Here is a 23,479-nt window from a genome sequence, read left to right as displayed (position 1 = left end):
GCTGTCGAGGTCTCAATCCACCTGCTTCGAGCGATAACGCTCATCAGCGGTGTAGAGAACGGGGTTGGTATCCATCTGATCGATCGGGTCGGCGTAGGTGACGTACCACTGCATCCCACCTGCCACGGCGAAGCACATACCGCCATAAGGCAGCATCAGCTCCGTAATGGCCGCCATCCCCACGAAGGGAACGGCAATGAGAGCACCAACCACACATGCCACACCGAACAGAGCGAAGGGCAAGGCGATCCACTTGCGGTACCAGTAAACCGGCACACTTGTAATGCAAGTGCCGATTACCACCAGATCGTTCCACCAGAGTGACGGCCCAAAGATGGCTTCAGGCATTAGGCCACGGAGGTCCGAGACCGCATACGGCAAGGCTGCGGACACAAGGGCGGTGCCAACGATCAGGAAGATCACTGCGATTTGCTTAGTCATAGGTACATCTCCATAGAACAGGAGACACACCTGCCCCAAAGGGACAGATACGTCCCCTGGGGGGTTGATGGATGCGAGTGCATCCGAGGTCGGATAGACGGGGTGTTTTGGATGGCCCGTGCCATCATTCAGTCCCAAAGGGACCGAAACCGCATGACACTATGCTCCTAGGGAGAACACTGCCATGCAGTCTTGCGAGATAAGGGTCGATGAAGACCGAAGGTAGGTAAGGCCGAGATGCTTATGAAGGTGGCTCGGACCACCTGTTTTCGATCATACCCAAGGGGAAAATCGAAAACAAGGGAGTCACCGCATCCCAACGGGATACAGTGACTCCCTTGATCATGCGGCGATTGCCTCTTCCTTCAAATGCTTCACAGCATCGATGGTAAGCTGACGAATCACCTTGGCACCACCACCGAATTCTTTCGGTATTTCATGAAAACCATGACGAAAGCTAGTTTCTTTTCCGGTGACAGTATCCACGACATGGGACTCCAAACGATGGAATTCCCCTTCTCCCCTGGCGAGACGAAGACGCAACTCCGTTGGCACGTCTGGCACTTCTTCGAAGCTTGGCGCCTTTAGGACAGAATACGTCCTGACCTTGAAGCGGCCCTCGCAGGTTAGTTCAGGCCATTCCTTTTCGTATGGAAGGAAGTTACGTGACAACTCAAGGGTGCTGTTCCAGATCAACGTTAGATCTTTCCTCACCTGAGCGACACACAGATCATATATCATGTTTCGGAAGTTCTTTATTGCCACCTTCAGGTTGTCAGGGTCTACCTTCTTCGGCGCACTAGGCAACGAGCACATCGCCTGTACAAAGGGGCGAGCAGCATCGAAACCCGATACCGCTTCTCTGTTGCTAGGGAATGCGTCGATAACATCCTGACAAGGGTCTTGCCACATCAGGTGAATCGCTTGCTGATTCTGTCTGATATTACTCCTTGATTTCGGGTCCATCACAAAAACTGGACTACCAAGGGTTCTTTCGTAATTATTCAGCGCATAAAACAAGCGTTTATTGTAAACCCTATCCAGCATCGAGTCATTGTTGTCTCGCAACAAACGCTCGCGGAAGGTGGTGGTTTGAAAACTCACCTCTATGTCCTCGATATAGATAGTGGAAAGGACATGTGGTTGGCCTATAGTAGGGCTTGCCTCATCCTCATCTTCCGAGAATTCCAGCTCTACCACGGAAAGCGAGTAGCCTGCATTACTCAGCATCATATCCACATGGCGGTTGCACACATCCAATTTTAGGCCATCGTTAAAAACGTCCATTGATACCTCCGTTGTAGAGGAACCCGCCCCCTAAGGGGCGTGGAACCTCTGGTTAGTTATGCCGTTAGGCTGCTTGATTCGTCATGCTGCTATCATGAGGGCCGACGATCTCGCGCATCATGGCTTTTGCTTCGGCGAAAACATCCCAGTACAGACCTTCGTACCGAGGGTCATCGCTTCTGCAAATAATTCCGTTGTATTCGTGACTCGCCTCTTCCCCTGAAGGAAGGTGCTCGATCACACAACGGATTGATGCGCATGTCAGCTTTCTCTTGGATAGATCCAAAAGAATACTGAGAAAATGATCATCATCCTCGAGCATATCGAACGCAAATTCGAAGTCATTATCATTCGAAAATGCCTCGATCTTTACGGAATAATCACCAATCGTACGATCCTGTATCGGCTTCTCTTGAAAAGGTGAGCTGAGAATCGCATCGGATAGGGTGCTATAGGCACGACTTCCTAATGACTTTGCGAACTCATTTAGCTCATCGACAACATGACGCTCGAGATCTTCTGCCCAGTTCTGCCATTCTTCCTCAGAAGACAGTTGTGAGAGCTGAGCAATCCTTGCTATCTCGGCTTCATCCTCATCGTGTATTACACGATTGACGATATCGGGGATATCAGTGGTAATGGATAGGCTATATCGCTCGAAGGGGCTCAGGCTTACCTCAGCTTCAAACTCGACTTCCAGCGCACGTATGACTTCATGCATGCGCCGGCATTTGACGATATCAGCAGAGGTGTGAATCCTGGATGCCGTTTCTACCGGCCAAAGTGCTTCCAGTATTTTCGGATCCGACAGCGAGACATTGGCACGTTTAAGCGTGCAATGATCTCCCTGGCAGAAACCGATGTTGTAAGCGACATCAGCGTCACGGAAGCCATTCGCCTCGAAAAGCCAGGTTAGGTAGCGATCAAACACGTTCATGGGTATCTCCTGTAGACAAGAGACACTCCGCCCCACTGGGGCGAAGTGCCCCTGTGGGGGTTATGGCATCAGGCTGCTGTCTGCAGCGTGATGCCGTGGTTCATGGCAATACGAGCGGTTGCGGTACCGGTGGTCGGAAAGCCCAACGTCATGGCATCCGTCTCATCCACGAGACTTAGCTCAAGCATCTGGGCTGTCTGCCGCACGAGATGGCCGCAATAGCTGGCTCGATCCGCCTCCTGGCGAAGCTGGCCGGCGAGCTGCTCGATACCGGCTCGACTGACTTGATCGATGACCGGCGTCACCCAGCGGATGGTGCCGGCGACTTGATCGAAGTAGCCCCCAAGAACGAAGCGTCCTTCCCGGTTATAGAGCCGGGCACCGGTCAGGTTGAGCCCCAGCAGACTGCCACCGGACGGAAGCTTGAGACTGGCCCAGGCGTCGTCAGGTAGGCATGTGCTGTGGAACCGCTCCAGCACTTGATGTTCAGCAGTCACCTCCCCTGCCCAGTACGTCACAGGTAGGTGCGCGGTGGTGCCGGACAGTGAGGACAGCACATCAATATCAGCTTCGAAGATCAGGTTAAGCATGGAAGTCTCCATCGAGATTGAAGGGGACTCCCTGCCCCAAGGGGCGTGGTGAGCCCCCAGAGGGTGGGTTATTTACGGCGGTGGATTACCAGGACATCGCACCGATACGCGCGGTGGTCTGCCTCAAAGTCTGGCCCAGAGCACTCGCAAGGCGAGATAGCCGGCCAGGCTGGTCACTGGATGAAACCTCTTCCTCGACGGGAATCGGCTTCGCCCGATACGCCACAAGAGCATCGATCAGCGTCACATCCGTTGAGAGGTGGTCACCGATGTCGCTCTCGGGTGCATGATTCACAGCACCGAACAACTGCCGGTACAGCGACTCGAAGGTGGCGCGACGTGAAGCGATCATGTGTTCCATTTTCGCCTGCACGTCAGGCCCCTGCTGGCGGTAAGCCTCACACAGCTTGGCCGCAGTCGGATGATCGACCAGGGTCGGGTCCGCTGCAGTACCAGCCTCGTGGGGCCATACCATCATCATGGGCACCGCGGTTGCTTCGATCCGCTGTAGTGTGTCGATGCTGGCAGTGACACGGTTGTAGCGTAGGTTTGTCATGGTCGTCCCTCGTGAGTTGCCAGGGACTTCCATCCCATCGGGATGAGTCCCCGATGGGTGGTGTATGTCGCAGTGCGACGAAGTTGGTAAGGCTGGGGTATTTCGAGCGGCCCAGACCGCTTTGAGCTCTCAAGAGAGCACAACCGTCATGGAGTTGCTGACAGCGCCAGCAATTCGATGAGGGCTAGGGAGCGGCCCTCCACCGACTTGTCGGTGGAGGGCTTCCCGTGGCTATCCTCGCTTAGGCGACGCGTTTCTGCTCCTGCTGGAGCTCCTGTTCGACAAAGGCTGGGAGGCGTGCCCACAACCCTTTCGCCAGTTCATCGCCATCGCAACCGGAAAGCTTCGCCAGTTCGCTAAACGGTAGGCTGTGCTTGCCGGCATACGGCCCGGTTTCATTGATCCAGTTCCAGATGTCCCGAACCTCCTCGCCAAGGTTGCCATCGCGCCCGTAATGGACGTTTTGGGCCTTTTCGAGCATGTCGAGCTGGTAATCAACCAATGAGTAACAGAGCTGTTCGATCCCCTGATCTGACCACTCCAGCAGCTCAGCCATCTCTGCCCACACCGCCTGAATATCAGGATCAGTGGAAGGCGTCGACAGCCGAATCTTGCAGGGAGCGACCAGCAGGTGAAGCTCGTAGCCGTAGAGGACTTGTTGCAGCAACTCTGCACCCAATTGCTCGAGCCACTCCACGTCGGAAAGGCTCGTAATGGGCGTCTGGTTCCTGACCAGGTATCGAGGCCGGGGCATGTCCGTCTTGCTGCCCTTACCTTTCGACAACCCGTCCGGCACTGCCAGGGGCGACACCTCGGGTTCGAAGAGCTTCCGGATTTCCTCCAGGGCCCAATCGATCGAGATCTCTTCCTCCGCCGGTGCCTTGTCAGGCCCAGGTTCCTCAGAGAGCAGTGCATCCAAGTCCAGGGATAGCTGGTTTGCGCGATTCGCTAGCATCATGTGACTCCGTCAAGACGACGGGCACGGAGCACCCCCGAGGGGGTATTCGCGTACCCCCGTCAGGGTGGTGAATGGGCTATTGCCCCTCATGAGAGAGCCCCTATGAGGGGCTCTCCCACCAGGCCAGAGGCCTTTGTGGAAGTGTGCTCTTAGCCGACTTGGCTTAGAGCCCGCTCGAGATCGGTCATGCTGATCTCATCGCGGTCACCGAGATGAACTTCCCGTTCTCCTTTGGCCGAGAGGCCAAATTCGGCGGGATCTACATCGACGGTTCTCACCTCCATCCCCTTTCCGATCTCCAAAAATCCTTCAATCGGTTGAGGGGTGGGTTCGGCCGGCGTTGCAAACGAACAGGACTCAGAGAGCCCCATTAGCCTGCGCAGCCGACGAACCCGACGGGCGTCACGAGATGTGCGAATCGCGTTAATGATGCGGTTAATCATGGCAGTCTCCTCAGACTAAAAATGAGGGGACTACCGCCCCAGAGGGGACGGATCGTCCCCTCTGGGGGTGGAATTAGCTTGCTAGGCGATAGACGCCTTTGGTCACGCGATCGAAATGCTCAGGGTTCTGCAGAACCTGTCGGACCTTGGCCTTCCAGTTCCTGTTAGAACGCTGTTGAGCATAGGGCTCGACGCGCGCGTAGATCGCCTGCAGATCGAATGTGGTGCCACACTGCAGCACCCGACGTACGACACAGCGCCAGGTCGTCGTCATCATGTTATTCGCCCGCACGGTGGCGGTTTCGAGAAACATGAGCGACGTGCTCTGGTCACGGCGAAACACCAGTAGCTTTTCGTGCGCGATACGCACTAGCCGTGATGAATACTGCCGCGTGTCTGACATGCAGTTGTGTTGGACCTTGATGATCTCATCGACCAGCATGCCCGGCGCCACCCGCTCCACTAGGGAGGACAGGTTGTAGTACCGGCCTTGCCGTCGAAGATTCCCCATCAGGATGCCGTAGGTGCCACCCGGGCGGGTCGCATCATGAAGATTCATGATGGCCAGCTCGAGGGCCTCGACAAACTCTGGCAGGGGTAGCCGGCTCAGATCGTGCGGATGGGCTTCACCGCCCCATTGCTTGCCTGAGTAGGCGATCATGTCCCAGTAAGGGGGATGCCACCACGCGGCAGCAGCCTGTTCACCAGCGGCCTCTGCGAGGTCATCAGTGAGCAGGTTGAACCCTTGGGACAGGTCGGTACCGAAATACCGGACCCCAAGATCTCTCGCCACGTCGCGGGACGTACCGCCACCCTCGGAAGGGTCAACGAATAGGCCCTCGCCATTCGGCATGTAGGTCTCAACGAAATCCCGAACGATATGGCCGGAGCAGTTCCCCCGGTAGGAGGACTTGCCGTAACGGCCACGATCCGGATAAGAGACGATCGAAGTAGAAAACATATGCAGCTCCGTAGTGATGGGGCTGCATATCCCCCAGGCGGGAATAAGAGCCCCGCGTGGGTGAGTTATGAAGTATCAGGCTGCGAAGATGCGCTTCCTGGCTAGCTGGAAAAGCTCCGGCCCCAACCTGGAGAGCTCGGTGATCAATGCCGAATCATCGAATAGCTCAGGGTTGGCCAGAACCTCAATGCCGATGCCATAGACCTCGACGCCTTGTCGGCGAGCTTGGTTCATGACTTCGGACGCAGGCTCATAGTCAGAGGCGCCTCCATCAGTCAGCACGATCAGCACTTGGCGCTCTGCCGTTGCCTCACGAAATGCTGAGATGGCACTCCAGATACCTGGCGCCAGCGGCGTCAAGCCTTCGGGGCGGACCACAAAGCGTCCGGGAGCCCGACGGGCAGTCTGCGAAGCGGTGAGAATGGTCTTCACCGGGTTCTCATCTACTCGCTGGTGTAGGTTCTGGATCGGTTGGCCACCAAATGAACTCGCAGACACCTTCACGCCTTCGATGCTTTCCAGGGCAATCGCAAGCGCGTAGGTAGCCTGACCTGCCATTTCAGCCTTAGCACCCGACATTGACCCTGAACGGTCCACCAGGAGGTGAATTGCCGTATCGGGCTCAGTCTGGTGATCCTCACGATTAAACACGCGAGTATCGCCCGTCTTGAGTCGAGTTAGCCGTCCCGTGCTCATCTTGCGACCACGGCGAGTGGCATAAGGCCGAGAGGAGCGACTTGCTTGGACAAGCCCGGTCAGCTGCTGGCGCAGCTTACGCGTTACCCGTCGCGCCTCGAGGTCCAGGTCAGCACCGGCTGCAACGAAGTCGGCTGCCTCATCAGGATTCACGCCATAGGACGCTGCCACCTGAGTCGTTTGAGCCGAACTACCCATGGACGTGGAGGCCGTCTTCTTGGCTTCCTCCTCCATGGCCTCGCTGAGGGGTTTCAGTACATCGCCGGCCATCGCATCGTCGTCTTCCGATGCCAGGGCATCCTGAAGTGACTTGCGCTGATCCGGACTGGTCGATGCATCATCGCCACCCTTGGCATCTCCATTGGAGGAGCTGCCTGAGGTATCTGAGTCCGCATCATCCCCCTCTTCGCCTGAGCTGCCTGCCGAGTCGTCATCGTCACCATCGCTTCCGCTCTGGCTGGATGAGTCATCGCCATCGGCGTCATCGTCACCATCGCTTCCGCTCTGGCTGGATGAGTCATCGCCATCGGCGTCATCGTCACCATCGCTTCCGCTCTGGTCGGATGAGTCATCGCCATCGGCGTCATCGTCACCATCGCTTCCGCTCTGGTCGGATGAGTCATCGCCATCGGCGTCATCGTCACCATCGCTTCCGCTCTGGTCGGATGAGTCGTCGCCATCGGCGTCATCGTCGCTTTCACTCTGGTCAGATGAGTCCTGGCTATCGCCGCCTCCTTGATCATCTGATTCATCGTCGTCTTGAGAGTCACCACCCTGACTAGATGAACCATCTGTATCGTCACTGTCACCCTGGTCTTCCGACGAGAGCTGCAGGAAATCCATGATTTCAGCAGTCATCGCCAGCGTGTCCGCTGTGTCAGCATTGAGATGCGCACGATCGAGGATATCGTCTAATCCAGATTGCACGGCCTGACTGAAGGTATTCCGGAAACGGCTTTCAAACCGGTCCAGGTAGCCCTGCAGCAGATCGGCCTGGTCGCTTAGGCCTGCGTCGCAGCGAATGCGAAACAGGATATAGCCCGTCAGCGTGTGCTCTGGTGGGGTCGCCATGCCCTTCTTGTCGAAGTCATCAGCGTCCATCCATAGCTCGTGGTCGATCAGGTGCTGGCAGGTATCGCGTAGGCTAGAAACGGTCCCCGGGAAAACACGCATGATTTCCCGCTCGATCACACCATCCTCGAGGATGTTGTGAATGTTCTTCTCGATTGGGCTCCGCTTCCCCTGCTCCCTCAGGGCATCGAAATTCGTGAAACGCACATGGGCAGACTCGTGAGCCAGATAACCCCATAGCGCATCGATGTGTTCCGATGCTTCCGTCATGGTCGGCAGGTAGATGACATTGCCATCCGTCATAGCCGTTGAGCCTTGAAACAAGACCCTCACCCCGAACTTGCGCCCCATAGAGGCGGCAACAATGGGTAGTGCCTTGAATACGTCGGCTTTACGCTGTTTTTTCATGGTGTATCTCCAAATGGAGGGACACCAGCCCCATCAAGGGAGTCGGTGTCCCTTGAGGGTGGGTAGGAAATGCGTCAGAAGTAGCTGCTGCCCCTTGAAGGCGCTGCAGCCGACTCTTCAGCCTGAAATACGCTCGGAGACTCATCGGAGTCGTGGTCGAGCACCTCATCGAGGCCGGCCAGGAGCTCATCCAGGTCGGGCATTTCAGCGTCGGAGGGCTCTTCGAGTAGATCAGGCGCCTGCTCCTGCGGCTTGGCCTTGCCCTGTTTCTTGGACTTGGCTTTCGACGCATCGGCCGGGGCCTTGCTCTCGAGCTGCTTCGCGACATCGTCCACCGAGGTGGAACCCTTCACGAAGTCTTCAACCTTCCCTTCATCCGCCAGGATCTGCACTACCGCACTGATGCGGAAGTAGCCCTCTCCATGCACCGGCTCCTTGCTATCCTCGGGGAGGAAATGCAGCGCCTCATCCATCAGCTGAACGAGACGTTTGAAGCGGCTATCGAGGAACGACAGACCATCCACCTTATCCCTCATCGTCTTCAGCGGCTTGCGCACGCGGAAGCTGACATGAAAGTGAGGCTTGGACAGATGAGTCGAGTAGGTCTCAGCAGCGGTGTCGATGACCTCCTGGAGGAGATCGCCACCCAGAGCACGAGCCTTGTTCTCAACACCGTGGGTTCCGCTCGCTTGAACGTCACCATTGGTGATCTGGAATGCTTCCCAGCTCATCCCTAGCCGGTCAGCGACACGGTCACGGGATAGGACCCCATCACGAATGATGTCGGCCCATTCAGGGTTAGCGTCACACCAGTCTTGCACGGCGTTGTCATACGATTGCAGAAACGCATCGCGGGCTTGGTAGAACTCGCCCTGAAGCAGGTTGAGCTCTTTGTTAACTTCATCGAGACGCTTGATCGGCAGAGCATAGCCACTCATGAAGCGCATACCAACGCCCTCCATGTAGCGAGCCATACGCTGCTTGATGGCAGCAAACGATCTCAGAAGCTTGGGATCGCAGACATTCTTTGATCCCAGGGTAGCCAGAGAAGACGGCGGAATTTCACCATCGTCACCTAGCCGAAGGTCCTTTGCGGTTAGACGGGCCTTACCAGTCCAGATGTCGAAATCGACGTGGACGATGGCCATCTGATCCAGAACGGTTGCAGTCATGTATGCCTCCAAAAAAACGGGGGCATACACGACCCCGAAGGGGCTAGTATGCCCCCGCAGGGTTATGCGTCATGAGATGACGCGAGATAGGTATAGCTGGGTTGTTTTCAGTAGCCCAGACCACTAATCAGCCAAAGGCCGAATGATCACAGGATAGCGATGATGGAAGGTGTTTTCCACCCTCTCGCTTGTCACGCTACTGCCCGGAAAAGCCACACCAGCAGACCAAGGTTGGCGATCGCCATTACCCAGAAGACCGCAATGAACGGTTGCTTGCGCGTCTTGTGTCGCAGCCACTTCCGCGCCAGCAGGCTCCCCGGCCAAGCGCCAGCCAAATCGAACAGATGCAGCTTCGCCTCGGCGATACGCCAATGCCCGCGTACCGCTGCCCGCTTGTCCCAGGCATAAGCCAGAAAGCCAACCAGGCTGGCACCGAGATACCAAGCCAAGATATCCATTGCCTCGATGTGAACTGCCATGAAGGCGCCCCTCCGATTGGGCAAAAAAAAACCGACCCTCATTGAGGGCCGGTCGAGATGTCATCGTCAGAAATACCCACTCAAGGATGGCTGAGGATAATCAACGAAACCTTCTTCGTCGACACACCCTTCAAGCCATTGGCGAGCGTCTGGATCGAGGATCTCACGCGGCATCCCCTTTTCTGTCACGGTGAGACGACGAGTTTCGCCACCTTGTGTTGCCTTGCGGTGTCGATCTCTCATCTCCTCAGTCACAGACTCTCCAAACTCCTGCTCGATGAGCTGCTCCCACTGAACCGATCCCTTCTTCTGGGAACGGTTCAGGCGAACGCCTCCGAACTCACCAGTCTTGAAGTCGCCCATGCAGATGGCCAATGCCTCCTTATGGTGACTCAAGGCCTCTTCAATGGATTCGACCTGACGCTTCAGCGCCTGGCGTTGCTTCTCCAGTCGATAAGCCGCCGGAGCATGTAGATACCAGGCCTCAGCCTCATCAGCATCGGTCGGGTAATACACGTCCTTCTGGTGATCCTTTACGGGCGGATCGCCTTCTTGGAGCTTCTTGTAGAACCTCCCACAGCGATGCATGTGGGCTTTGAGGAAATCATCATCACGACGGATCTCAAAGCACACAGGCTCACTGTCTTGGTCAGGCTGGTAGAACAGTAGCCACCCCCTCGCGGCACCAGTCACCATGATCTGATGCTGGACCTGAGGGTAGTACAAGCGATACGCCTTCGACTGCCGGCCGCGCTTCACCACATCCTCGAAGGTTCGGGATGAAGGCACTTTCAGCTCGGTCGGTTCTCCGTTATCGCGAAGACCATCCAGGCTGGCACGAAGCATGGGATACTTCACCATCTGGATGCAGTACGGCGTGAGGGCTTCCTTGAAGTGACTCCTCGCCGCGGCGTATGCCTCCGGCGTGGGGTCAATCTCCAACAGGAAGTCGGCCATGTGATCCCGGGCTTCCGGCTCAAGCTCGTTGCCTCGCCTGACGTAAGGGTTGCCCCCAAGGTCCGGCTCTGCAACGATGCCGCGCTTTTCACCCCATAGCCGCCACTCGGACTTGTAGGGTGACACGCCGGCCAGCACCACCGCATCTGTCGCGGTAATACCTTCTTTCCGCCAGGCATGCCACTTACTACTGCCTTGTTCTAAATGAACGATTTCATAGCGCATTATCTTGCCTCCACGTAGAGCAGAGACAAGACAACCCCCGCGGGGGCTGTCTTGCCCCCACGAGGGTTGCGTTACGGTATATCAGGCGGCCTGAGATACCAGACTCGGGTACTCTTCACAGATCCCCGTGGTCACATACTGGGCGATGTCGCTACCCAGCATGCCCCTCGGAGCCTCTTGAGAGGTTCCCTCGAAAGTGATGCGAGAGAGCCAGGTCAGTGTCTTTTCAACACCGGCCTTGCGCGCCTCATCAGTCGGACACTTACGAATCCGCTCCAAGCACACCTTCAGGGTCTTTTCGGCCGCAGCCAATGCAGTCGCATCCAGAGTCTCCGCTAGCTCTTCAAGCGTCGGGATAGACGCCTGCGCGTCTTCCTGACTAGAGCTTGCTTCGTCCTCCGAATCAGCTGCAGCTGCGTCAGGTGCCTCGGCTGACGGCTCCTCGGTTTCAGAAGTCTCCGCCTGACCTTGGTCACCTTCAGCATCGCGCTTCGATTCCTCGGTAGCGGGTGCAGCAGCCGCTTGCTGGTCACCAACATCCGCGTCCGTTTCCTCGGAACGCGTGTCCTGTGCAGCTGAAGCCGCACTCTGCTCTCCCTTGTCACCACCTTCCTGAGCTTCAGGGGTGGACGACTCGGGCTGATCAGCCTCCTGGGGCGTGCCGGCCTCACCGTCATCAGACGATGAAGCATCGACACCCTGGAAGGCTGCATCGAGCAGCTCATCATCTTCGCCACCGGCAGCACCGTCGTTCTGCTCGGGCGCCGGATCCTCCGGAACGAACTTCGTGTTGGAGGGACGTTCGGTGGCAGGACGTTGCTCAGGTTCAGGAGAGGACTGCACTGTCGTTCCGCTGTCTGAGCTACTACCTGCCGAGGCCTTCATGCGTTGCACGTCGTCCTCATCGAACAACCCACCTAGGCCAAAGGCCACACGAGCGGACTGGATGATGGTTTTATGGCGAAGCTGGCGAGCTCCCATGGACCTCCAGGCTTCATTGCCCTGGAAGACCTCAAGGAAGTATTCACGAACCACTGTCGGGCGCGTGCGATCCTTGCGGAAGATCGCTGCTTCCATCCATTCCGGCACCTGACGAGCGTTGGGAGCCGGCTCGCCATCCGCGCCATACGCCTCCAGGGGGTTTGAGATCATCGAATCTGAGTAACTGAACTCGATGCCATCAAATTCCTCCTGGCCGTTCAGAAGCGCCAGCCAGCCATCGATGGTGAGGACTGGACGGATCTTGCTGATCGGCCCATGACCGGTCTCCTGTAGGTACAGGTGGCCGGCAATGGGATCTAGGCGATACCGCTTGATAAGCGTACAGACCGATAGCACCTCGAGCTCTGTCATCTCCCGGCTTAGCCGAGAAGACAGGCCTTTGGTCACGACGGTCAGGAAATGCTCTGCGGAGATCTGAAACTGCTCAGCCAGATCGATGACGATTTTTTCCTGCGCGAGGGATGCAAACTGCTTGGTCATTTTCATACTCCTTATCGATAAGAAGAAAGCCACCCCGACGGGATGGCCTTCTTTGTAAAATACTTCAATTAAAACAGAGACTTACGACAGCTCAGAACGGAATTTCTTCGTCCCAGTCATCGAAGTTACCAGGTGCACCAGCGGACTGTGGAGCGCCACCACCGAAGTTTCCGGGGGCAGGCGCATTGCCGGGTGCGGGTTGATGGGGACGCCCTTGAGCGGCCGGCGCAGGTTGTCCCTGGTTCGGCTGCGGGGCATTCCCGGGTTGGGCATGCTGACCTTGATGGCCAGGCGCTTGAGGCTGTCCCTGAGGCTGTTGCGGAGCGTTAGCTCCCTGCCCAGGTCCATATCCTTGTTGCGCTGTACCCTGCCCCGATTGGGGCTGGGCTGCCTGATTAGCATCCCCTTTCCGATAGCCGAGCGGCTTGAAGGTATTCGCGATCACCTCAAGCATGGAGACCTCCTGATTCTCGCTGTTTATCCAGCGACGAGTCTGAGGCCTGCCCTCGACATAGACCTGCATGGAGCGGGTGACGAATTTCTCCGCCATATCCGCCAGGTGGCCCCACAAGATGACGGTGTGCCATTCCTTGTGCGGTTCGCGATTCTGGCCACCACCGTATTCGGTGACGACGCGCAGCTTCGCGACCTTCTTGGGCTCTTGCCCCTTGGTCCAACGGACTTCGGCCGCACCAGAGGTGTTGCCGACGAGGATGGTCTTGGCTTCATGGAACATTGACATGGCTCTGTCTCCAACAGTGGGATAGAGAGCCGCCCGCGAGGGAACGGCCCTCGCAGGGTCAAAAGTAAGCCGATACGCCGGTGGCGGATGGCATGGTTTTTACTATGGATAGCAACGAGGTGTTGCCACCCAGCTCACGGACATACGAGTCGAATGTCTCTGCCAATTCACGCTCCTCGAAAAGTCGAGACGCATGGACTTCGAAATACTGGCAGAGATCATCAGACCGCGTGCTTGCTGGCTGCTCGAGTAGGCAGGACTCGATCTGCAATGCGCTTGGATAGCAAACCGAGAGCGCCGCCAACAGCAAGGTTGGGAAGGCGTCTTCCGGAATACCGAGCATTGCTTCGATCGTGACTGCCCCTGAGAGGGAGCCACTCGATCTGATGGATCCGTACTTGAACGGCCCAGTCACCAACTTGGCTTCCCTATGGTTTCCGGACAAGACATCGTTCATTGCCGATGTCGTGACGGATGGGGACGACCAAGCAGCCTCCAGGCGCTTCACGAGGTCCGCGCACTCCATGTCACCTAGGGTGGCTTGGAAGGCAAACCTCGGGGTCGGACTGACAACATCTAGCGCGAGGATTGGTTCATCGCTGTCCTCAAGGAAGACAAGCTCCAAATTCTCGGGCAGAGCATCAGGCACATAGCCCTTCAAGCGTGGATCGATCTCGAGCAGGAAAGCTGGCTCACACAGGGTAGACAGGGAGATGTGAGTGCCACAGCGACGCTGGGCATCCGACACCAACCTGAATTGGCTATTGCCATCTTCCTCGAACAAGTAGAGCTCCGGTAAGCCCGGCTGATCACGCAACTCGACCCAGGCGAGCACCTTGCGGCGCTCGTCGGTTGATTCGAACGGACGTAGCCGCTCAGCCTCAATCACCCTGGATACATCAGAGGTGCGAAAATCAGCCTTCATCTTGCGATCACTCATGCTGCACCCCCGTTCCAGGCTTCTTTGCCGAAGATGTTGGTGGCAACACGCTCGATCGCGATGCGCTCTTCCGGTGCGGCACGCGCCATGAGGGATTCCTCAAGGGCATACTGCAGCCGGTTGGAGCAGGACTCATAGGCCAGCGTCTGGCGAGCCCAGCGAATCAGCACACGAGTGGACATCGGGAAGCTAAGTTCGCCTCCTGCACCCGTTTCTTCATCCCCTGTGAACAGGGTACGAAGGGTGTTCGCCATCTCGACCATCTTCGGCACCAGAACGTCATTCAGCTCCGGCACCTTGGCCTTCAGCAGAGGTTCCTCCACTGCAGGCGGCAGATAGTCGACTCGCACCACGCGGTAGCGGTCCATCGCAGCGATGTTCTGCTGCCTCACACCCAGGTATGCCCCGGTCTCATCGCCACCACCAGCAGAGTTGCCAGTGACAGCGACACGGAACATCGGGTGAGGACGAACCACTTCCCCGCCGTTTTCGGCGATAACGAGCGGCCGACCTTCGAGCACGTCATTGAGCCCTGAGAGCTCTGACGGATCCATCAGGTCGACTTCGTTGATCAAGAGGACGTGGCCCTCCTTCATCGCCTTGGTCAGCGGACCATCCACGAAGGTCATCGTCGGCTCTTCCCCTGGTAGCAGGGAAACCAGCGTGTGATGCCCCACCAGCTCCTGGAACTCCATACGGCCATGAGCCGTGATGGACTGCATCGGCCAATAGAGCCGCGCCAGGATCTGCGCAATGCCAGAGGTCTTCCCGGATCCGGTCGGCCCTGTTAGGTACAGAGCGTCACCGTCCGGATGGTTCAGGAAGTTCAGCACGCGGCGCAGCACATCACGATCAAAGTGATGATGCTGGTCCATTGATGGAATGAGCGGATTACTCGAGCTTTCATAGCCCACTATCACCGAAGCCCGATTCGCATCGGGAAGGTTGAAGGCGTCGGCAATGACATACTGAGTGGTTTGTAGCTTGCTAGTCATGATGGTGTTCCTCTATAGAGAGGGCGCACCATCCCCCAGCGGGAGATGGTACACCCCGCTGGGTTACGAATTACCGTCGAAACGGAAGTGGAATAGCGTGGGTATTTACTGCGGCCACGACCGCAAATCACCTCAAAGAGGCGAAAACATATGCGCTTCACGGCCTAGGTGAGCAGTGAACGGATACGTTCTCAGGGATACGGGGGATGGGGTCACGAGGACCCCATCGATTAGAACCGAAGCTGCACACCTTTGCGGGTGAAAGCAGGTTCTTCATAGTGCTCCCACGGTTTGCCAAAGACAGAAATGGGAGTGTAGTTACCGGCGTATGCCGGGAGGATGTCGCTATTGGACTGAGACTCAGACTCGTTGGCACGACGAAGCTCATTACGTGCTTCGAGACGCGCAACGATTAGTTGATGCTGCTGGCCGATAACCTCACGCAGCATGCCACTTAGGCTGCGCAGGACGGCATAGCAGAAAGCAAAGAAACGCGCGAACAGTAGCTTCATGCCACCACCACCGGAGCCGGAGGACGACTTGCCGGTGCGCACCTTGCTATAGACGACAAGACCAAAGATCAACACCAAACCAAGCAGAGCAAAGCTTGTGTTTAGGTTTTGGATTGCCTGTGCAGTCTCAATAGTTTCCGGGGAATAGAGCATAAAATGTCTCCTTTTGGTAATGGCCCAAATTGGAGACATCTATCCCTAGCGGGAGAGTATCTCCCGTAAGGGCAGCGATTGGTCGGCACGAAGGTGACGACAATTATCTGCTGAAAAGCAGTCAAACGGTAAGGTCCAAATTGATAAACCGGCTGGCATCCGGTATCTCTTGCTACGCAAGAAGATGCTCATACTCTAGCGTGGGGCTACCTGCCTTGCAAGGCCCCTAAGCCTACACACTACTGGCTTTCCGCCCTTTTTTGGCCCGGAACGTACCTATGTGCTCTGCCCGATGTCGGTAGCCTAGACGTGCACTGTCGGAAATCCGTTCATTCAAGGAGAAAGACCATGGCCAGCCATCAGGCAATCGAACCGATCTGGGATCAGGGAGCAACCGAGACGATGTCGCTGGACGACCTGCTTAGCGAGAGCACGTCGTCTAATGAGGGGACCTCCCTCACCATCTCTGACTCACAGAACGGAGCGGTCAAGCGCCAGAGCAAGCTGATGGAAAGCATCGAGGGCTTGCGCTCGCGCGCGGAAATGACTGTTCCCGAGAAGTTCCATCACCTCAGTGTTCAGAAAATCCTGACGAAGCACATGCAGACCACCATGCTGGCGCTCTTTCGGATCGAAGTCATTCTCGAGGCGATTGCCTCCGAAAAGGATGCCGAGCTGACCTGGCAAGCAGTAGAGAGTGCGCTGGACCAAATGGATGCCCAGCTCCGTGAAGGCGAGCTTCGACTGGATACGTTGATCCGTGAGCATGTCACACCGGGCGCGCTCAAACAGAACCCGGTGAAATACACAAACCCGATCAGCATCAACTTCACCATCACCTGCCAACAGAGCCGTCGTCTACTGTCACAGCTGGTAAAGCTCGATCGTATCCTGGTGAAGAGCAATATCCTGGACATGTTTGGCGTCACCGATGCGACATCAACCAAAAGAGCAACCCGCAAGTGGAAAGCACGCATGATCGGCTGCATGCGGACGCTGACAAATCTCGAGAGAAACGTAATGCGAGCGCAGTACATCAAGCGCGAAAAAGAGATGGACGTTGTTGCCAGCGAGATGGGGTTCGACCAGGAGTCCGTCGAATCGGCAAAGTCCAAGGCGAAAGATGACCGCGAGTCAGGCCGGGCCAATGGCAAGCAGAAAGCCTCTGCGAAGCGCAAGGAGCAAGACGCACAAATCCTCAGCGAGAAGCTCGAGCCGGAACAGGCTTGCAAGAGCGAGGCCGAGGAACTGAAGGGGCAACAGGCCAATAAGGCTACACGCCAGCAAGGGGCAAAGGCCGAATCTTCCCCCTCTCCAGCTCCAGATCCTGCTGGCGCATGACGACACCATCGAGATTAAGAGGAAAGGCCTCCCGTAAAAGGGAGGCCTTTTTTTGACTTCTCGATACGAATCTTTTTAGTAGAATTAACATATGAGCAATAGGAGATATGTAATGAGTAAAAAAATCCTCGCATCAGCCGTATGCCTTATGAGCATCCAAGGATGCGCCTATGGCCCGTACCAACATCATAGTGATCCTGAGCTGTCGGTGGCCGCAAATGTTGCCCATAACCTCTCAAATGGCTTTACCACAAACATCCAAGATGGAGAAACTGGCTATGATGCGGGGTACGATAGAGGGTCATCACTAGAAACACTCTTCAATATCGGCCTTGTTGCGTATGGAGCCGCTAAACCCTTGCCTGGACTGACCCCAGGAGCAAGTGCATTAGCACACTACAGCTTCCGGCTCGACAATGACACTCCAGTGCATAGACAGCCGCTTGTATTTACATATTGGCCATACAATGAAGGTGATGATGATATCCAGGGAAGCGCTTGGTTCATACAGCGGCTGGATAAAGCCATCAAAGCCGTTGCAAACAAAACTGATGGTACGGCGAGGATGGTCACTGACGATGCAATGGGCGATCGCAAAGTTAATGCCTGGATATATACGTCAGAAAAAATGGGCTGCCCAGATACGAATCCTTGTGTTCTTCGCGCCAACCTCACTATAAATACAGCACCATGGGTTCAACCAGCTGAATGGTACATTGATCAGGTAGACTACGAAAAACTGGTGCGAGAAGTTGATGATCCTGTGAAGATTGAAGGTGCCGAATATGCTGCGTCTTGGTATACAGTAAATAATGGCGGTGAGAACCGTTCAAATGTAATGTTTCTTCAAGAGGACATAGAAAATAGAGATGACTTGCAAAATCTCTATTCCAAGTTGAGTGAAGAACTCCCCGACGGAGTGTTCCTATATATTCCGCCAGAGAAAAGATATGGTATTGGGAAAGATTATCCGTACATGCTTAGTGAGGGCAAGGAGTTTCTTTTTAAAAGACCTTAAAGTAAGTATAAGTGGGGAGGGGTAAATGCCCCCCCCCGTTAATATACCTTTATTCTACATTCGCATTAAAGGACTCTGTGGCAGACTTCTTTTGAGCCTCCAGATCCAAACCTTTCGCCCGTAGCTCAGTCCTATCCACAACATTCTTCCTTGCTCCACCACCTACTGGCCCGGAAAGATCGCTACCAGCCCCGGTGAGTGCTTCCATATTGACATTGGCAGCATCGCCTTGGTAGAGACCTTCTTGTTGCAAAATAGCGGTCCACTCATCAAGGTTTACAGTATCCCAATCAATTGTTTCCAGCTTCTTAAGTGGAATTCCACCACATGACGGAGATTCGGCATCGCCCCAATCCAGGCCTGTATTCTTGCGAATTTGCTCATTCATAATTCTGGCAAGAGGGCTCTTAAAACAGCAATATGATCGACGCTTCTCCACACAAACGCCCAAGACCTCAGATTTGCAATAGGATCCCACGTGGTGGCAGTTACCTAGCTCCCTCTGAGACGCAAGCATGAATTCTTCTTGCTCGCACTTCCAAATCATTTGAATGGCAAGCATGGCAAGCTGATAATAACCATATATGGCAAATATTGTCGAACCGAAGCTCATCATTTTTCCAGCAGCAGTTTCAGTTGCACTTTGCTTTCCGGTTTCAGCCGCCATAGATTGGCCAGCTTGAGCAGCTAGCTGAGGATCACCTGTAACTGCACCAATAACCTTTTCAGTTATTTCGGCGGCTTTCTGTTTTAGCTTGCCGACAACCTGATCCATTGCTTCGGTCATGGTATTTTTTATCTCAGCAGTCGCAGTATCAACATAACTGGTGAAAGGCTGAGTGACCTCACTCACGGAGCTTTTCAGGCCATTACTCAAAGAGGCATAGCCACTTTGAGCAGTCTTGAACATGCTGCCCTGGGTAAGATCGGCAGAAAGGATAGCTGCGTCTATTTTAGGAACAGCCATGATCATCTTCAGATAATCTGCTCGATTTACACTAACAGGCTGATCACAACAGTCTTGAGCACCACCCAATGCAGTCTTACATTCCATATCATCGCCACCAAATATTTCACAGGTGACATTTTGGTTCATTTCATCAGTTCCAACACATTCCATATCTTGTTGAGCGGTTTGGGCAGCATTAAGTATAGCTGAGACCTTGGCAAAATCTGTATTATCTTCAACAGATGTGTCAAAGCAATCAGCACCAATACACTGGAAGTCACCGTCACATTGATACTCTGTACTAACACTAGAGCTATCTATCTTAACTGAATCACCACAATCCCATTTTTCTTCAGTCACATAGCATGTACCGGATTTTCCGGCGCCGTTACCAACGCAATCCTGTGAGATAAAGCCACAACCCTGTGCTTCTAGTTCGCCACATTGCGACTCAAACTCGTTCTTAACTTCCGGGCAGTGCTTCTCTCCCTGGGGATCAGTCCAGCAATCCATTTGACCTTGATAGAAGTCAAAATCAGCTTCGACTTCTACACGTCGACAAGTCTTAGAGACATTATCGATAGGTGGCTCTTTCAGCAAATCTGGACAAACTAGTATCCCATCTATTTTTGCACAACCATCAGAACGGGATGCTCCGGGGTCATCTACACATCTATAAGATCCAGATGCAAAGTTGTCATCAAGAGCCTGAGCACTCTCAAAGCAAGATTCAGGAGACCAAGTATCTTTGGTTACTACTTTATCCGGATCGTAATCTATTCTAATTCTACTATAAGCTTCACCCTCTCCTGTTACAGAAACTCTAATTTTAAATGAGATTACTTCGCCCTCTTCTGCATTAGCAAAGTAAGAGGTTAGATCTGTATTTGGGTGTTTCGACCATGATGTGCTTAGTTCGCACTTACCGCCTGTTTCAGGAGGAAAGTTTCCGTTTGGGCCTCTCCAGACAAGTTTCTCTTGTCCAGGGGGGCCCACGTAAACCTGCATGTAGTCATCCCACTTTGTGTAGGTTAACGTAGCTTTCTTAATGGCATCAGGATTCTGGACCTTAACTTGAGTTCGCTGCTCATATATCGCACAATTACCAGAAAAATAGTTGTCACCCACCTTTCCGATCCATAGATTTTGACAGTTACCACTTGAGCACGACCTCAAGTTAAACGGTCCTGCATGGTGTGTAACTACTGCTGCTGTATAATCATGCGTAATATCACATGATTCATCGCTGGTCTTAATCCGGTTGCAAAACTTATAGTCAGGAATATGCACATTCCTGCTATTATCATTCAAAACCTCACTCTCAGAACATGAAAAGAAATTCTCCTCAAATATTGAAGAATCTTCAATGGTATCTCTGTAATTTCCAACTATGGGGTCATTGGTCAAGTCAACATATTGGCGCTGTGAATCTTCGCGAATAATATCATAGGCCACACCATATTTTGTTGATTCGGCTTGAGCAACGTTTGTATCTGACCATGGCTTATCACTTGGGTGATTGAGCTCACCTGGATCACCCTTGATATCGTCATCCTTAGTAGCGTCGTCAAAAAGTCCAGACTTAGCGTTCGACCCTAGCGATTTAGCCAGATCTTCGTCCTGCGAAGCTGCACCGAGTGTAGCCGTGCTAGGGCTATCGCTCGGCGCAGCGTTATCGTCGTCTTTTAGCCCAGGGAATATCTCGGTGAGCTCACCCTCAATCCTTGTATCCCCCTTTCCGATCGATACACTTGATTTGGAATCGGTAGAGGAGTTATCCCACAGGTCACTAGCGAAACTTTCCGTCCATTGCTTAGTCTCTGCTGAGTACGCATTTTCTTTAGCATAAACAGGTGTTATATAGCCATGAAGTGGTGAGTACGTCATTGCCACAACAAGAATATAAGTCAGAAATTTTTTCATGGTAATCAAACCACCTAAATCACATAGAATTGCAGCAATCGTTCCAGCGCCAGATCAAATAAACTGGCTCTTCGCCTTTGATGGGAAACCACCGACCAGCGCCCCAGGTCAGAGTAGACTGGCCCATAACATGGGCTTTATCCGTCTCTGCGCGAGGGTGCATCATCGTGAACTTATATTGTGATTTAGGCATCATGGGCGCAATGTTTCCCTTGCACATGGAATCCTCGCCCATCGTTTTCCAAGCCAGACCACGGCGATGCAGGGCATTCAGTGTCTGGGCGGTACGCTTACTGGAACCACGAACAATTCCAGTACCCCGGTCGGCCCAACCAGAGAGAGGATATTGAGCACCCCACGATCCTGCGCACCAGAACATGGAGTCGATGGGCTCGCCTGCTGTCGAGGACACGGCATCGGCAGCACATGCGGATAATGCAGCGGGATTTGCTACGGCAGCGGATTCCGGATTTGTATAAAACGCGATCGTGGAGTCATTCCATGTCGGATCGATTTCAGACATGTACATCAAATCGAAGTCTGCATAGCCACCAGCATTGCAACGGCCTCCAGAAAACATGTCCATGACGGTCAGGAGTGGAAATGACATGTAGTGGTAATACTGGAAGTTGTCAGCACCACCATCCCCTGTGTCATAACCGATATTTCCTCGACTGGCCTTATCGAATGGCATTTCTATGCCACCAAGGCTGTGAATGCAACCGGGCGAAGTTGTAAACTCGATCAACCGTGCTGGCTCCCACATTGACGTGGGAATCCCGGGTGTAAGGACACCATTATTGTCTTGGCAAGAGCATATAGGTTCGCGCACCGCTTCATCGGGAACAAATCGTTCATCACCAGCAGGAACACCGCCAATATAAACGGGGAAAACGCAAGTCCAGCAGACTTCGGTGACCAATTTGCCGCTGATAATGCCATTTCCTTCACAGGTCGCGGCAGCCGATGCAGATAAAGAAAACACCCCAGTGGAAAGTGCAATACCTACAGCGATAATAACCTTTTTCATCTCGCTTCCTCCATGACACGATGCTCTACCACCTTGAAGTAATTTCCCTCCGCGGTGATCACGGTCGGCGTCTTTTCAATGTGCCAGCGGCTTTTAACATCAGGGACGAGCTTGTAGACATGCGTATTAAGATCGTCAGTAAGAGATTTATAGCCATCCCAGCCGGCTTCCCTGTTGAACTCAGAGGCCATCAATACTGGTATCCCATCACTAACAGTCATTCCCTCTAGCTGTCTCTTCACGAAGTCCACTTCCGCTTTACGAAGAGGATTAAAGACAAACATCGTCCTGTTGAAGGGATACTTCTCTAGTGGGTTGATCGTTGTCCCTTGTGGAACTACCACTTCACCATCACCACTCTTCAGGTCAGCCGTAACTGTAATGCTGGGATCTATCCACCTGGTACGATCTTCAGTTGCGGCTTCTAGCGAATGAAATTCCTGTTTTTTCCAATAGCCACTCGCCGCTTGTCTCTTTTTCTGCTCCCAATCGACGTTGGCCAGTTTCTGTTTCATCACCTCAATGAGATTAGGTTCCAGAATATCTACGACATTGCCACGAGTTCCTATATTGCCGGTCTCGCCTTTTTCAATCTGCTCATTCAAATAGTTGGATGAATGCAAACCATAAACTCTAGCAAGTCCATTTTGTGAAAGAATATCCTTGTCCTTGCGTAGTTTTACAATCGCAGGCACCTTTCTAATGCTGAACTTCTTAAACAGGGACGGGTCCAGTACAAACTGAGGGGACGGCTGAACCTCATTGACCATTTGGAAGTATGGCTGAAGCCCATCAGGAATTTTCTCTCCTTCTGGGATACCACGTATTACGACAAGCCTTTTTTCCTTATCAGTCGCAGCATCACGAAAGACTTCCTTAATTGATTCTTCGCCCATAGAGAGCGAGACAAAATAGATTGTCCCTACTGATTCATACTTTTCAAGAGCCTCGTTTTGGCCCATTTTATTTCGTGCCCTGACAGATTCCATGGCACGGCTTACTTCCTCTTTATAACCCAGGGCTCGCTGATGAATATCCTCGCCAGAAATCCCACTGATCAGGTCCGTACCAGTATCATCAACTCTATCAGTATTCAGATCTTTCAAAGCTCTAAGATCGTCATGCATCGTACTATCTTGAGCATGTACACCTAGTGCCGTGGAACTGATCGCGATAGCTGCGATCAGAAAAGTTAATTTCTTCATGACGAGTC

The 23,479-nt window shown here is 54.0% G+C and carries 22 protein-coding genes; 2 read left to right on the top strand and 20 right to left on the bottom strand.

Annotated elements, in window-relative coordinates:
* Positions 1–12: 12 nt before the first annotated feature.
* The 17 genes from Q2K57_RS17935 to Q2K57_RS17855 form a co-directional block, all read right to left on the bottom strand.
* Positions 13–441, bottom strand: coding sequence for a hypothetical protein (locus Q2K57_RS17935; RefSeq protein WP_304526764.1), 429 nt, complete (start codon positions 439–441; stop codon positions 13–15).
* A 342-nt stretch (positions 442–783) separates the two neighbouring features.
* Positions 784–1,728: a hypothetical protein gene (locus Q2K57_RS17930; RefSeq protein ID WP_304526763.1), complete on the bottom strand. Its 945-nt coding sequence runs from the start codon at positions 1,726–1,728 to the stop codon at positions 784–786.
* 64 nt (positions 1,729–1,792) lie between these two features.
* Positions 1,793–2,665: a hypothetical protein gene (locus Q2K57_RS17925; protein WP_304526762.1), complete on the bottom strand. Its 873-nt coding sequence runs from the start codon at positions 2,663–2,665 to the stop codon at positions 1,793–1,795.
* Positions 2,666–2,733: 68 nt separating this feature from the next.
* Positions 2,734–3,255, bottom strand: a complete 522-nt coding sequence (locus Q2K57_RS17920; RefSeq protein WP_304526761.1) for a hypothetical protein — start codon at positions 3,253–3,255, stop codon at positions 2,734–2,736.
* Positions 3,256–3,340: 85 nt separating this feature from the next.
* Positions 3,341–3,811 carry a hypothetical protein gene (locus Q2K57_RS17915; protein ID WP_304526760.1) on the bottom strand — a complete coding sequence of 157 codons (471 nt, stop codon included), beginning with the start codon at positions 3,809–3,811 and terminating at the stop codon, positions 3,341–3,343.
* A 241-nt stretch (positions 3,812–4,052) separates the two neighbouring features.
* Positions 4,053–4,769, bottom strand: coding sequence for a hypothetical protein (locus Q2K57_RS17910; RefSeq protein WP_304526759.1), 717 nt, complete (start codon positions 4,767–4,769; stop codon positions 4,053–4,055).
* A 149-nt stretch (positions 4,770–4,918) separates the two neighbouring features.
* On the bottom strand, positions 4,919–5,212 hold the full coding sequence (locus Q2K57_RS17905; RefSeq protein WP_304526758.1) for a hypothetical protein: 294 nt from the start codon (positions 5,210–5,212) through the stop codon (positions 4,919–4,921).
* 73 nt (positions 5,213–5,285) lie between these two features.
* Positions 5,286–6,173, bottom strand: a complete 888-nt coding sequence (locus tag Q2K57_RS17900; protein ID WP_304526757.1) for a DNA adenine modification methylase — start codon at positions 6,171–6,173, stop codon at positions 5,286–5,288.
* 75 nt (positions 6,174–6,248) lie between these two features.
* A complete protein-coding gene (locus Q2K57_RS17895; protein ID WP_304526756.1) occupies positions 6,249–8,348 on the bottom strand; it encodes a VWA domain-containing protein in 2,100 nt (699 codons plus the stop codon).
* A gap of 74 nt (positions 8,349–8,422) precedes the next feature.
* Positions 8,423–9,520, bottom strand: a complete 1,098-nt coding sequence (locus tag Q2K57_RS17890) for a DUF3150 domain-containing protein (protein WP_304526755.1) — start codon at positions 9,518–9,520, stop codon at positions 8,423–8,425.
* A gap of 191 nt (positions 9,521–9,711) precedes the next feature.
* Positions 9,712–9,999 (bottom strand): DUF1294 domain-containing protein, encoded by a 288-nt coding sequence (locus tag Q2K57_RS17885; RefSeq protein WP_304526754.1) that lies wholly within the window; start codon positions 9,997–9,999, stop codon positions 9,712–9,714.
* Positions 10,000–10,065: 66 nt separating this feature from the next.
* Positions 10,066–11,181 (bottom strand): YqaJ viral recombinase family protein, encoded by a 1,116-nt coding sequence (locus tag Q2K57_RS17880; protein WP_304526753.1) that lies wholly within the window; start codon positions 11,179–11,181, stop codon positions 10,066–10,068.
* Between the two features lie 81 nt (positions 11,182–11,262).
* Positions 11,263–12,663 (bottom strand): recombinase RecT, encoded by a 1,401-nt coding sequence (locus Q2K57_RS17875; RefSeq protein WP_304526752.1) that lies wholly within the window; start codon positions 12,661–12,663, stop codon positions 11,263–11,265.
* Between the two features lie 91 nt (positions 12,664–12,754).
* Positions 12,755–13,399: a single-stranded DNA-binding protein gene (gene ssb, locus Q2K57_RS17870; RefSeq protein ID WP_304526751.1), complete on the bottom strand. Its 645-nt coding sequence runs from the start codon at positions 13,397–13,399 to the stop codon at positions 12,755–12,757.
* A 64-nt stretch (positions 13,400–13,463) separates the two neighbouring features.
* Positions 13,464–14,345, bottom strand: a complete 882-nt coding sequence (locus tag Q2K57_RS17865) for a hypothetical protein (protein ID WP_304526750.1) — start codon at positions 14,343–14,345, stop codon at positions 13,464–13,466.
* Entirely contained in the window at positions 14,342–15,340 is a 999-nt protein-coding gene (locus tag Q2K57_RS17860) for an AAA family ATPase (RefSeq protein WP_304526749.1), read from the bottom strand. The genes Q2K57_RS17865 and Q2K57_RS17860 overlap by 4 nt, the downstream gene beginning before the upstream one ends.
* Before the next feature lie 230 nt (positions 15,341–15,570).
* Entirely contained in the window at positions 15,571–16,005 is a 435-nt protein-coding gene (locus tag Q2K57_RS17855) for a hypothetical protein (protein ID WP_304526748.1), read from the bottom strand.
* Positions 16,006–16,353: 348 nt separating this feature from the next.
* On the opposite strand from Q2K57_RS17855, the gene Q2K57_RS17850 reads away from it, so the two are divergent.
* Both Q2K57_RS17850 and Q2K57_RS17845 read left to right on the top strand, forming a co-directional pair.
* Complete coding sequence (locus tag Q2K57_RS17850; RefSeq protein ID WP_304526747.1) at positions 16,354–17,346, top strand: hypothetical protein; 993 nt, start codon at positions 16,354–16,356, stop codon at positions 17,344–17,346.
* A 112-nt stretch (positions 17,347–17,458) separates the two neighbouring features.
* Entirely contained in the window at positions 17,459–18,364 is a 906-nt protein-coding gene (locus tag Q2K57_RS17845) for a hypothetical protein (RefSeq protein WP_304526746.1), read from the top strand.
* Positions 18,365–18,413: 49 nt separating this feature from the next.
* Here Q2K57_RS17845 and traN read toward each other — a convergent pair whose 3' ends face one another.
* The 3 genes from traN to Q2K57_RS17830 are packed head-to-tail and all read right to left on the bottom strand — an operon-like array spanning position 18,414 to position 23,471.
* Positions 18,414–21,236: a conjugal transfer mating pair stabilization protein TraN gene (gene traN / locus Q2K57_RS17840; protein ID WP_304526745.1), complete on the bottom strand. Its 2,823-nt coding sequence runs from the start codon at positions 21,234–21,236 to the stop codon at positions 18,414–18,416.
* A 19-nt stretch (positions 21,237–21,255) separates the two neighbouring features.
* The gene (locus tag Q2K57_RS17835; protein ID WP_304526744.1) at positions 21,256–22,266 is read right to left on the bottom strand and encodes a TraU family protein; all 1,011 of its coding nucleotides are present in this window, start codon (positions 22,264–22,266) and stop codon (positions 21,256–21,258) included.
* A complete protein-coding gene (locus tag Q2K57_RS17830; protein ID WP_304526743.1) occupies positions 22,263–23,471 on the bottom strand; it encodes a TrbC family F-type conjugative pilus assembly protein in 1,209 nt (402 codons plus the stop codon). Before Q2K57_RS17830 ends, Q2K57_RS17835 begins: the two co-directional genes overlap by 4 nt.
* Between the last annotated feature and the right edge of the window lie 8 nt (positions 23,472–23,479).

The sequence above is a fragment of the Halomonas sp. I5-271120 genome (assembly GCF_030553075.1).
GTDB classification, from domain to species: domain Bacteria; phylum Pseudomonadota; class Gammaproteobacteria; order Pseudomonadales; family Halomonadaceae; genus Onishia; species Onishia taeanensis_A.
The sequence above is the reverse complement of the archived record's forward strand: the minus strand, read 5'-3'. Positions and strand labels throughout refer to the sequence as shown.